Raw genomic sequence first — 11,625 nt, forward strand, 5'->3', positions numbered from 1 at the left:
TTTCCCTGCATCAGGACAAAAGAAGATTACTCCTCTCCTCTCTACTCAATACCCACTACCCACTACTCAATACCCATACTTCTCCTTCCAGCAATGGCGCAGGTACTCCCTTTGCCGTTGTTCTGCCGCATTATCGCCGGGATTATAGAGCTGCAGCCCGGCTACCTGGTCGGGCATAAATTCCTGCGCTGCAAAATTGCCGGGGTAATCGTGGGCATATTTATAATTATCGCCGTAACCGATTTCTTTCATCAGTTTGGTCGGTGCATTACGGATATGCAGCGGTACCGGCAGGTCACCCGTTTGCTTCACCAGGGCCTGTGCATCGTTGATGGCCATATAAGCCGCATTGCTCTTTACCGACGAGGCCAGGTAGGTAACGGCTTGCGACAGGATGATCCGGCACTCGGGGTAACCGATCATCTCTACGGCCTGGAAGCAGGAGGTAGCCAGCAACAGGGCGTTGGGATTGGCATTGCCGATGTCTTCGCTGGCAAGGATCAGCAACCTGCGGGCGATAAACTTAGGGTCTTCGCCGCCTTCGATCATACGGGCCAGGTAGTATACGGCGGCATTGGGATCGCTGCCCCTGATGGATTTGATAAAAGCCGAGATAATATCGTAATGCTGTTCGCCGCTCTTATCGTACAGGGCCATCTTGCGTTGTACGATCTGTTGTACCTTGTTGTTGGTAATATCGCGCTGGTGGGCGGGCAGGCTTTGTACCACCAGCTCCAGCAGGTTGAGTATGCGGCGGCCGTCGCCCCCGCTCAGCTGGATCAGCGCTTCCCATTCTTTCATCGTCACGCCTTGGTTCCTGAGCCATTCGTCCTGTTCCAGTGCCCGGTTCACGATCTGTTTCAGATCGTCGGCCGTAAAGGCTTCGAGTATATATACCTGGCAGCGGCTCAGCAGGGCGCTGATCACTTCAAACGAAGGGTTCTCGGTCGTAGCGCCGATCAGGGTAATGATGCCTTTCTCCACCGCGCCCAGCAGGCTGTCCTGCTGCGCCTTATTGAACCGGTGTATCTCGTCGATAAACAGCACGGCCTTGCCCGCCTTACGCGATAACTCGATCACGCCGCGTACTTCCTTTACACCGCTTTCGATGGCGCTGAGCTGGAAGTAGGGCATGTCCATCTGGTGGGCTATAATCTGTGCCAGGGTGGTCTTACCGACGCCGGGCGGTCCCCAGAACAGCAGGGACTGGAGCTGGCGGTTTTCGATCATATTGCGCAATACCTTACCCGGTCCCACCAGGTGTTGCTGGCCTATAAACTCGTCGAGGTTCCGGGGACGCATGCGTTCCGCTAAGGGGATGTTATTATTTATTGCGGCGGACATGGTTATAAATTGTTTGTATTATTTTTGAAACGGCAATTGTATGCCCGTTTAAAAAATATCCGATGTTAAAAAAAATACTGGCGCTCTCCGCAGCCCTGCTTGGTCTGAATACCTTATCGCCTGCACAACAAAAAGAAGAGGCAAAGGTTTCGTACCGCGAGATAGGTTCTGTATTGCCGCCTATGCGTGTCATCAGCAGGGATAGTGTAGAATACCCGGCAGCAAGCTTTAAGGACGATCATAATTTTTTCCTTGTGCTTTTCAATCCCACCTGCGGCCACTGTATCCATATGGGGGTTGCGATAGGCGAACACGAATCCGACTTCAAAGATAATAAGGTATTGTTTCTGGCAGGCGGACAAATGCTGCCTTATCTCAAATCCTTTTTTGAACAGACCAAGCTCGGCGAGCATCCTGCCATCAAAGTGGGTATAGACAGCGCCCAGACCGTCGACCGCTTATTTTCCTATAAAATGCTGCCCCAGATCAATATCTACGATAAGCACCGGGTGCTGATCAAGAGTTTTTACGGCGATACGCCGCTCGATTCCCTGCGGAAATACGCGCACTAAGCGCTGAAGATAAACAATGCCCGGAGCCATCAGGTTCCGGGCATTTTCGTTTGCGTGCTATAAATGCCGGAGGTAGTACAGGAGGGTCTCGCCCACGGCCTGTAAGGTGTGTTTGTCGATCACTGACATGTTATCGCGGTGCGTATGCCAGTGTTCCGGGAAACCCGTTTCCGAATGCCGGGGCAGGTGGATCATGTCGATCGTGGGTATATGCCGTATGGTATTGACTGGTACATGATCGTCGGTAATATAACCTTCTTTCTCCGTGGGGAAATAGGCGCTATGACCGGCTGCCGCTGCGGCCTGCCATACGGCATCCACTACCGGGCTCGCGTATTGCCGGGAGAAGCCTTCCATGGGGAAACGGGCCTTGCTGCCGCCCACCATATCGAGCAGAATACCGGCTTCGGCCGTATAACCGGCCACATGCGGGTTATGGCACCAGTATTGTGTGCCCAGGGCGTATGAGGCGTCCTGCCATTCATCTTTACCATAGTCCTCCACATCGGCAAGCAGGATATCGACGCCCACGGTGCCGCGGCCCGGGGCGCTGTTTTGCAATACCCGTGCCAGTTCGAGCAGTACGGCCGTACCGCTGGCGCCGTCATCGGCGCCGTCTATGGCCTGTTTCTTTTTTTTACGGTCCCGGTCGGCCCAGGGGCGCGAGTCCCAGTGGGCCAGCAGCAGGATGCGGCGTGTGGCCGCGGGGTTGATAACGCCTACCAGGTTGATACAACGCAGGCTGGTAGCGCCATCGCCGGCGGTAACGGTAACCTGTTGCCGGTACACGGTATCGCAATACTGTGCCAGCTTTTGCCCGAGCCAGGCTGCGCAGGCCAGTTGCGCCGGGCTATTGGGCACCCTTGGGCCAAAGGCCACCTGGCGCGCCGTAAAGGCGTAGGCCGAGTCGGCATTAAAGCCGTTGCCACCTGTCGTTTGCCGGCCATAAGCAATGCCCGTCAGCAACAGGGAAAACAGCCCGGAGATCAGTATTCTTTTCATGATAAAACCGGCAGGACACAGGCGCCCGCCGGCGGCAAGGTAAAACAAATGCCGGACAGGCCCCTGCAATATTTGCACGGGGTGATTAATAAACAAAAACAGGCAATAAAAAAACTCAAATTTCTTGGATTTTACCCGGGAGCTTTCTTTATTTTTGCCCTTTCGCATTAAAAATCCAACATGGTTGACGTATTAATTGGCTTGCAATGGGGTGATGAGGGAAAGGGTAAAATCGTAGACTACCTGGCTGCTCATTATGATATTATCGCCCGTTTTCAGGGTGGCCCGAACGCCGGACATACTTTGTATGTAAACGGATCGAAAGTAGTATTAAGAACCATACCTTCCGGTGTGTTTCATGAAAAAACACTGAACCTTATCGGTAACGGTGTCGTAATCGACCCGGTTACTTTACAGGAAGAAATAGAAGGGTTGAAAAAGCTGGGCGTAGCCCTGGAGCACAACCTCTTCATCTCTCATAAAGCCCACCTGATCCTGCCAACGCACCGTGCGCTGGATGCTGCGTCAGAGCATGCAAAAGGCAAAGAGAAAATCGGTTCTACGCTGAAAGGTATCGGTCCGGCCTATATGGATAAAACCGGCCGTAACGGCCTCAGGGTAGGCGATATACTGGCGCCAAACTGGGAAGAACGTTACGAGCGCCTGAAAGGCAAGCATCTCGATATGCTGCGTCTTTATGATGAAGTGCCCGACTGGCAAAGCTGGGAGGCAGCCTTCTTCGAAGCGGTGGCTTACCTGCGTACGCTCAATATCGTTAACGGCGAATACTGGCTGAACAATCATTTGCAACAGGGTAAAAAAGTACTGGCCGAAGGCGCCCAGGGCAGTATGCTCGATGTGGACTACGGTACCTATCCTTTTGTAACCTCTTCCAATACCATCTCGGCCGGCGTATGTACCGGCCTGGGTGTAGCGCCGTCCAAAATCGGCGAAGTATACGGTATTACCAAGGCATATTGCACCCGTGTAGGCGGCGGCCCGTTCCCTACCGAACTGCACGACGAAACAGGCGAACGCCTGCGTGCTGCCGGTCATGAATTCGGGGCTGTTACCAAACGTCCGCGCCGTTGCGGATGGATGGACCTGGTAGCTCTGCGTTACGTATCGATGCTGAGCGGCGTTACCCGTCTTATCGTAACCAAGGCCGATGTACTGGATGAGTTTGAAGAGATTAAAGTCGCTTCGGCTTACCAGATCGATGGTCAGCAAACCGAAGAATTCCCGTTTGATATATGCGACAGGGATATAGCGCCGGTATACGAGTCGTTCGCCGGTTGGGAAACCAGTATCAGCACCTGCACCTCGCATGAACAACTGCCGGAATCTTTTAAAAGTTATTGTAGATTTGTAGAAGAATACCTGAAGATCCGTATCCAGTTTATTTCCAACGGAACCGGCCGGGATCAGCTTTTGGCACTGTTTTAAGCGGGCAAAATTTATTTTCCGATAATTTTCCCAAAAAGATTTTGTCAAATCAAAAAACAATTAAAAATTTACATCGAAAATTATACAACCAGCAAATAATAGTTCGTGTGCTATGAAATCCAATTCAGAAAAAAAGACAGCGGCGAAAAAGGCCGCTCCGGCAAAAAAAAGCGCTGCGCCTAAAAAAGATAGCAAAGCAAAAGGCGTTGAATCAGAGGACGATGATGATAATGATGAGTTATTTGACGATGAAACACCCAAGAAAAAAGTAGCTGCTGCAAAGGCTTCTCCCAAAAAGTCAAAAGCAGATGACGATGATGATGACGACGACGATGACGAGGATGATGACTTTGACGAGGATGATGATTTCAAAGAGGTTGATGATTTCGCTGACGAAGACCCGGACTTTGAAGAATTCGATATCCCGAAATCAAAGAAAACCAGCTCCGGTAGCGGCGCAGGTAAAAAGAAAGCGGGAGACGATGACCTGGACGATGACTTCAGCGACCTCGGTTTCTTTAACGATGGTGGTGGCTTTGACGATGACGACGATGACGATTACTAATTGATCGAACTTAATGACAATACGAAATTCTGTATCTTATTCTTTTCCCGGAGAAGAATTGGCAGTAATAAAAACAAAAATGCTGAATTGGCTCCGCCCTTTCAGCATTTTTGCTTATCTGGACAATAACCAATACCAGCATGGTCCCAACCGCTTTGAATTGCTGGTAGCTGCCGGCGCTGCTGGGAGCAATATCCCCTTCGGCGAAGCCGGCGGCGACTGGTTATTCGGACACCTGGAATACGATTTTAAAAACCAGGTCGAACCCCGGCTGACCAGCCGGCACCAGGCCCGGCAAGGCTTTGAAGAACAGTTCTTTTTTAAGCCCGTACATGTGGCTTATATCCCTTACGGTACCCATACCCTGGTGGTGGAAAGCCTGGATGCCGCTCCGGAAGCCATCCTGGAGGCCATACTTGGCCAGGAGGCTGTAATTGAAGGCCCCGCTCCGGCAGGCGTATCCTGGCAATACCGTTTTACCAAAGAAGCGTATATCGATGCCGTAGAGCAGGTGCGCGGGCATATCGTCGAAGGCGACTGTTATGAACTTAACCTCTGTACCGAAGCCTATGCTACAGCCGCTACGATCGATCCCTGGCTCACCTTTCACCGGCTCAACCGCCTGAATCCTGCTCCCTTTGCGGCGTTTTACCGTACCCACGATGCCTTCCTGGTTTGCGCCAGCCCCGAACGTTTCCTGTTTAAAGCCGGCGACGAACTGGTATCGCAACCGATAAAGGGCACAGCCCGCAGAAGCAGCGATCCGGCAACAGACGAACGGCTGAAAACGGCCCTGTACAACGATGAGAAAGAACGGGCAGAAAACGTAATGATCGTAGACCTGGTGCGCAACGACCTGGCACGCAGCTGCAGGACGGGCAGTGTTAGCGTGCCCGAGCTGTTTGGTATCTATTCGTTTCCACAGGTGCACCAGCTTATCTCTACGGTAAGCGGCCTTTTAAAAGAAACCGTTACCCCCGAACAGGCCATACGGCATGCCTTTCCTATGGGCAGTATGACCGGCGCCCCCAAGGTAATGGTAATGGAGCTGATCGAACAGTACGAGCGATCGCGGCGCGGCCTGTATGCCGGTACCCTGGGTTATAGCAGCCCCGGCGGCGATTTTGATTTTAATGTCGTGATCCGCAGTTTATTTTACAACAGTGCTACCGGTTACCTCTCGTACCAGACAGGCGGTGCCATTACCTACGATAGCGTGGCTGCGGCAGAGTGGGAAGAAGTAAGGCTGAAAGCCCGGGCCATGGAACAGGTATTTCTTCAGGCCGGCTAGGGGAATACCGGATTTCAGGTTACCTTTGCATGTTGCCCGTAAGGGCATAATTTAAATAACACAAACGACAATGAACTCCCAGGTAAAAACAATATTACTGACCGTACTTACCCTTTCCGTGCTGACGATTGCACTGGTGGAAATAAGCGGTGTAAGCCAGCGTGCCCTGTTCAATAAATACGGCATCGGCACCCAGTCAGGACATAGTACGGAACTTGATGAACGCAACGAGCGGGAAGCCAAAGTGAAAGAGATGCCCAAAACCAAAATGGTCATCCCGGAAGATAAATTCAACTTCGGTAAAATAAAAGAAGGTGAGAAAGTACGCCACGCTTTCAAATTCAAAAACCTGGGCGATAACCCGCTGATGATCTCCGACGCGATCGTTTCCTGTGGTTGCACCGTACCTTCCTTTTCCAAAGACCCGATCCTGCCGGGTGGCGAAGGCGAGATCCTGGTCGAGTTTAACTCGGCCGGCAGGAAAGGACATCAGCAAAAAAATGTACTGATCGTTTCCAACGCGGACCGCGAAAAGATCTCTGTTTCCTTCGAAGCAGAGGTAGAATAAAATTATCCGCAGTACCTCAACTCAAAAACAGTACCGATGGCCCAGACAACTGTACCCGCTATGCCACAGCACAGTAATGTAGTCCAGAAATATCTTTCCCTGGTAAAGTTCAGTCATACCGTCTTTGCCCTGCCTTTTGCGCTTATCGGCTTTACGCTCGCCGTTGCCTACGACCACCAGACCTTTCGTTGGTCGTTGCTGGGGCTGATGCTGCTCTGCATGGTATTTGCACGAAGCGCAGCTATGGCTTTTAACCGCTACCTCGACCGCAGGTTCGATGCGTTGAACCCGCGTACGGCACAGCGCGAAATACCCGCCGGCGCTATCAAACCGCAACATGCGCTTATCTTTACGATCGTATGCTGTGTATTGTTCGTGTTGACCACGGCATTGATCAATCCTCTTTGCCTGTACCTGTCGCCCATAGCCCTGTTCGTGATCCTGTTCTACAGTTTTACCAAAAGGTTTACTGCTTTATGCCACCTGGTATTGGGTGTGGGCCTGGCCCTGGCGCCCATTGGCGCTTACCTGGCCGTTACCGGTTATTTCGATTTTCTGCCCCTGTTCTTTTCCTTTACCGTACTGACCTGGGTATCGGGCTTCGATATCATCTATGCTCTCCAGGACCAGGATTTCGATAAAGGACAAAAGCTGCATTCCATTCCTGCCGCACTGGGTACGCGCAACGCCCTGCGGGTATCCAATGCCCTGCATTTCTTTTCGGCCCTATTCGTGATCGGCGCGGGTATCTTTGCTCAGTTCGGCATATTGTACTGGATCGGTACCGCCGTATTTACGGGCCTGCTTATCTACCAGCATATCCTGGTAAAACCCAACGACCTCAGCAAAGTCAATATGGCCTTTGCCAATACCAATGGTATTGCCAGTATCGTGTTCGCAATATTTACCATCCTGGAACTTGTGCTCTGAGTAGTGCCTTGAAGCAAGGATAGCTATATGATATACGCCCCGGATCGCCGCCCTGATGGCTGATCCGGGGCTTTTTCATGCCCCTTTGCCGCAGTGTGGAAACCGCTACCGGGAGCGGTATCCCGGGTAGTGGTGAAATAATTGACAGCGGTTATCAATAAAAAACGGCAGGTTGTCAATCGTGTATGGATATGCAACACAAAAGCGTTACTTTCAACCTGCCCCATTTACCTGAACTACAAAAGATAAACGATGAAGCTGAAAGCGCTGCTCGCCGGCATATTGTGCTGTGCCCTCTCTTTGACAGGTTATGGACAACCTGATGCATGTTATATCCCCGGTCTCCTGTATGTGAAAATGAAGGACGATGCCGGGTATCGCCTGGACAACCGGCAATTGATCCCGCTCAGGAAGCAGGACGAAAGTGTGCTGAACGACCTGGCGGTACTGGGTACCTGGAACAGGTTGCATGCCCCCTCCAACGAAAAATTAGCGGCCTGGCGCAGGGAAGCGCAAACCCGTTTGCAACAAAGGCTCCCGGATATCAGCATGGAATTTTGCTTCCGCTTAAACCGGCCCGAAGACCGGGACCAAGCCAGGGAGCTGCTGCAAAAACTCAGCGATGCCGAAGAAGTATTGAAGATGCCGGTACCCATATCTGCGCCGCTCCCGGCCGATTTTACGCCCCAGCAGTTGTACTGGCAGACCGTAGAAACGGGAATCAACGCGGATAGTGTTTACCTGGTTTTCCAGAATAAAGGCGCCGGTATAAAAGTCTGCGATATAGAATATGATTTCAACGCAGCGCATGCCGATCTGCCGGCCGTAACCCTGATCGGATCGCCGCCCGGTCAGGGCAGCGGGAATAGCAATCATGGCACTGCCGTGCTGGGCCAGATCGTATCGCTGGACAATGGCTGGGGCACCACGGGTATTGCCCCCGATTGCAAGGCTTATTTTTCGGCGGTCTTTACCGCCGACAACGGTTTCTATAATCTTGCCGGCGCTATCACCCGTACTTTTGATGTGCTGGGTCCCGGCGATGTATTGCTGCTGGAGCAGCAGATGGCCGGGCCCAATACCGATTATACCTATTTGCAATCGCAGGGCGGCCTGGTGCCTGTAGAATGGAGCAGGCCTATATACAATGCTATTAAGTATGCCGTGGGTATGGGTATCATCGTGGTAGAGGCGGCCGGTAATGGCCGGCAAGACCTGGATGACCGTGTCTATAAGACCGGCAATGGCGACCATCATCCCTTTATACCCGCCAATACCTCCGGGGCGATCATCGTGGGGGCGGGTGGCGTTGGTGGCCGGGCTGAACCGAGGTCGCGTCTTGCATTCTCCAATTACGGTTCGCGTGTAGACCTGCAGGGCAACGGTGAACTGATAACCACGACGGGCTACGGCGACCTGTATGATGCGGAGGGCGAAAATTATCATTACACCAGCGTCTTCAGTGGCACATCCGGTGCATCGCCCATCGTAACGTCTGCCGTTGCGCTTTTGCAATCGGTATATAAGAGCCGCAACAATGGCGCCGTATTGGCGCCGGCTGATGTGCTGTCGATCTTGAAGAGTACGGGGAAACCCCAGCTGGCCGGGGCTGCGCCGGTTGCTGAGCATATAGGTCCTTTGCCCGATGTCTATGCCGCTATTAAAAAAGTGCTGGACCGCACTACGGCCTTGCCATCGGTACCCGGGCAACCGGTAAGCGCTATTTTCCCCAACCCCGGCACGGGCAGGTTCCGTCTGTTGTATCCGGGTATGTTGAAAGAAGCGCTGACGGTACAGGTAAGCAATGTAAGTGGTAATACCGTAGGGCGCTATACCATAGCCAGGGGGAGCAATGCCGCGCTGGATATCGATTTGAGGGATCAGCCTGCCGGTGTTTATTTTGTACGCCTCACCAATGCTACGATCAACGAGGTGCAACGCCTGGTATTGGCCCGATAAACGTTTTACATCCAGGATCCTGAAAGCGACATCGACAGCAAACTGTGCGTACATGACCCGGAATGGTAGGATGAATACCGTGTATTGACAATGTGTACAAAGTTTATTTTTCTTAATATTATTTAAAAAAATAGTAACTGCTTTACCTTGTAAGTTGTTTATCGCACGTTAATAGGAATCATATGAAAAATGGTATAGTTGTTTTGCTTTGTTGCTGTTTCCTGTCGCTGGTGGGGTACAGCCAACCGGACCGCTACTATGCGGCGGATATGCTGTATGTAAAAATGAAAGACGATGCCGGTTATCAAATAAAAGATAAACGCCTGGTCAACAAAAACGGGCAGGCGGTTGCAACCGGGGAATTGGATGCGCTTGGTTTTTGGAGCCGGGTGCACCAGGTCAGCGATGCTAAACTGGAAACCTGGCGCAGGACCGCGGAAAAGAAACTCGGCCAGTCCCTGCCGGATTCCCGTATGGAGTTTTACTTTCATTTGCCCCTTGCCGGAAACCTGGATAAGGCCCGCGCTTTGCTGCGCCGCTTACAGGATGCCGCAGAAGTATTACAGGTGCCGCTGCCTGCGCAATTGCCCCTTCCTCCTGATTTTACCAGTCAACAACGCTACGACAAAGATGCAGCCGTCGGCATCGGGGCCGACAGCGTAAGGATCAGGTACGGGAACAGGGGCGCCGGGATTAAATTCTGTGATCTTGAATTTGCATTCAATGCCACACATGGCGATCTGCCCGCGGTTACTATTATAGGAGGCGCTCCTTTAGACCCCAACGGAGGTGGTGGAGAAGACCACGGGACCGCCGTATTGGGTTCCGTCATCTCGAAGGATAATAACTGGGGTATTACGGGCATTGCCCCGGATTGCAGTCCTTATTTCTCGGCGGCTTATACGCCCCAGGGCTATAACCCTGTAGGAGCGATTACCAATGCCATAGATTCGCTTGCCGCGGGCGATGTATTGTTGCTGGAACAGCAGATACCAGGTCCTAACGTCGATACGGTAACTCCCGAAACACAAAGAGGCTTAGTGCCGCTGGAATGGTACCGGCCGGCATATAATGCCATCAGGCTGGCTTCCGGTAAAGGTATTGTCGTGGTAGAGGCGGCGGGTAATGGCGATGAGAACCTGGACGCCCCGGTATACAGTACCGGCAACGGCGGGCATCATCCTTTCCTGGCGGCGAATAATTCCGGCGCTATTGTCGTGGGGGCAGGCGGCGTGGGTGGCAATGCTGCCAACAGGTCCCGGCTTTACTTCTCTAACTACGGCTCCCGTGTGGATCTGCAGGGCAATGGCGAAGAGGTAACGACTACCGGTTATGGAGACCTGTATAATACCGAAGGCGCTAACTATCATTATACCGCTAATTTTGGCGGTACATCCAGTGCATCGCCCATTGTATCCGGTGCGGTTATTCTTTTACAATCGGCCTACAAAAGCCGTAACAACGGTGCTGTATTAACACCGGCGAACGTCCTGTCGATCCTGAGGACTACCGGGAAGCCCCAATTACCGGGTATAGCGCCTGTTTCCGAAAACATAGGCCCCTTGCCCGATGTATACGCTGCTATAAGGCAAGCCGTGGGCCCTCCTACTGCCTTGCCTTCAGTACCCGGGCGGTCGTTAAGCACCATTGCCCCTAACCCCGGCACTGGCAGGTTCCGGCTGGTATATCCCGGTATCTTGACCGAGGCATTGACGGTACAGGTAAGCAATGTAAGCGGTAATACCGTAAGGCGTTATACCATAGCCAGGGGTAGCAATACTGCGCTGGATATCGATCTCAGGGATCAGCCTGCGGGCCTTTATTTTGTACGTCTGACCAACGGGACAATCAACGAGGTACAACGCCTGGTATTGACCCCTTAGGCCCATCGTGATAAAGAACAGGATAACCGGTATGCAACGCGGTATATAAACAGGGGATCATTATC

General features: G+C 52.3%; 10 protein-coding genes. 8 read left to right on the top strand and 2 right to left on the bottom strand.

The features are described from left to right. Window positions 1-66 precede the first annotated feature (66 nt). Window positions 67-1,344, bottom strand: coding sequence for a replication-associated recombination protein A (locus tag B0I18_RS22350; RefSeq protein WP_181358581.1), 1,278 nt, complete (start codon window positions 1,342-1,344; stop codon window positions 67-69). A 62-nt stretch (window positions 1,345-1,406) separates the two neighbouring features. Here B0I18_RS22350 and B0I18_RS22355 point away from each other — a divergent pair, with 62 nt between their 5' ends. Further along, entirely contained in the window at window positions 1,407-1,916 is a 510-nt protein-coding gene (locus B0I18_RS22355) for a hypothetical protein (protein ID WP_106524982.1), read from the top strand. A 57-nt stretch (window positions 1,917-1,973) separates the two neighbouring features. On the opposite strand, the gene B0I18_RS22360 is transcribed toward B0I18_RS22355, so the two are convergent. Then, window positions 1,974-2,918 (bottom strand): M28 family peptidase, encoded by a 945-nt coding sequence (locus tag B0I18_RS22360; RefSeq protein ID WP_106525016.1) that lies wholly within the window; start codon window positions 2,916-2,918, stop codon window positions 1,974-1,976. A 180-nt stretch (window positions 2,919-3,098) separates the two neighbouring features. On the opposite strand from B0I18_RS22360, the gene B0I18_RS22365 reads away from it, so the two are divergent. From B0I18_RS22365 to B0I18_RS22395, 7 genes are all read left to right on the top strand, one after another. Further along, window positions 3,099-4,364 carry an adenylosuccinate synthase gene (locus tag B0I18_RS22365; RefSeq protein ID WP_106524983.1) on the top strand — a complete coding sequence of 422 codons (1,266 nt, stop codon included), beginning with the start codon at window positions 3,099-3,101 and terminating at the stop codon, window positions 4,362-4,364. 112 nt (window positions 4,365-4,476) lie between these two features. Next, complete coding sequence (locus B0I18_RS22370; RefSeq protein ID WP_106524984.1) at window positions 4,477-4,929, top strand: hypothetical protein; 453 nt, start codon at window positions 4,477-4,479, stop codon at window positions 4,927-4,929. 79 nt (window positions 4,930-5,008) lie between these two features. Continuing rightward, window positions 5,009-6,220, top strand: coding sequence for an anthranilate synthase component I family protein (locus tag B0I18_RS22375; protein WP_181358582.1), 1,212 nt, complete (start codon window positions 5,009-5,011; stop codon window positions 6,218-6,220). A 70-nt stretch (window positions 6,221-6,290) separates the two neighbouring features. Next, complete coding sequence (locus B0I18_RS22380; RefSeq protein WP_106524986.1) at window positions 6,291-6,788, top strand: DUF1573 domain-containing protein; 498 nt, start codon at window positions 6,291-6,293, stop codon at window positions 6,786-6,788. Between the two features lie 36 nt (window positions 6,789-6,824). After that, entirely contained in the window at window positions 6,825-7,718 is an 894-nt protein-coding gene (locus B0I18_RS22385) for a UbiA-like polyprenyltransferase (protein WP_245882141.1), read from the top strand. A 252-nt stretch (window positions 7,719-7,970) separates the two neighbouring features. Continuing rightward, window positions 7,971-9,677 (top strand): S8 family serine peptidase, encoded by a 1,707-nt coding sequence (locus B0I18_RS22390; RefSeq protein ID WP_106524987.1) that lies wholly within the window; start codon window positions 7,971-7,973, stop codon window positions 9,675-9,677. 182 nt (window positions 9,678-9,859) lie between these two features. Further along, the gene (locus tag B0I18_RS22395; RefSeq protein WP_106524988.1) at window positions 9,860-11,560 is read left to right on the top strand and encodes a S8 family serine peptidase; all 1,701 of its coding nucleotides are present in this window, start codon (window positions 9,860-9,862) and stop codon (window positions 11,558-11,560) included. The last annotated feature ends 65 nt before the right edge of the window (window positions 11,561-11,625 follow it).

Source organism: Taibaiella chishuiensis (assembly GCF_003014535.1).
In the GTDB taxonomy this organism is placed as follows: domain Bacteria; phylum Bacteroidota; class Bacteroidia; order Chitinophagales; family Chitinophagaceae; genus Taibaiella; species Taibaiella chishuiensis.

Coding starts and splice junctions, on each gene's coding strand:
- B0I18_RS22350 (WP_181358581.1), bottom strand. CDS start 1,344: ATGTCCGCCGCAATAAATAATAACATCCCCTTAGCGGAACGCATGCGT.
- B0I18_RS22355 (WP_106524982.1), top strand. CDS start 1,407: ATGTTAAAAAAAATACTGGCGCTCTCCGCAGCCCTGCTTGGTCTGAAT.
- B0I18_RS22360 (WP_106525016.1), bottom strand. CDS start 2,918: ATGAAAAGAATACTGATCTCCGGGCTGTTTTCCCTGTTGCTGACGGGC.
- B0I18_RS22365 (WP_106524983.1), top strand. CDS start 3,099: ATGGTTGACGTATTAATTGGCTTGCAATGGGGTGATGAGGGAAAGGGT.
- B0I18_RS22370 (WP_106524984.1), top strand. CDS start 4,477: ATGAAATCCAATTCAGAAAAAAAGACAGCGGCGAAAAAGGCCGCTCCG.
- B0I18_RS22375 (WP_181358582.1), top strand. CDS start 5,009: ATGCTGAATTGGCTCCGCCCTTTCAGCATTTTTGCTTATCTGGACAAT.
- B0I18_RS22380 (WP_106524986.1), top strand. CDS start 6,291: ATGAACTCCCAGGTAAAAACAATATTACTGACCGTACTTACCCTTTCC.
- B0I18_RS22385 (WP_245882141.1), top strand. CDS start 6,825: ATGGCCCAGACAACTGTACCCGCTATGCCACAGCACAGTAATGTAGTC.
- B0I18_RS22390 (WP_106524987.1), top strand. CDS start 7,971: ATGAAGCTGAAAGCGCTGCTCGCCGGCATATTGTGCTGTGCCCTCTCT.
- B0I18_RS22395 (WP_106524988.1), top strand. CDS start 9,860: ATGAAAAATGGTATAGTTGTTTTGCTTTGTTGCTGTTTCCTGTCGCTG.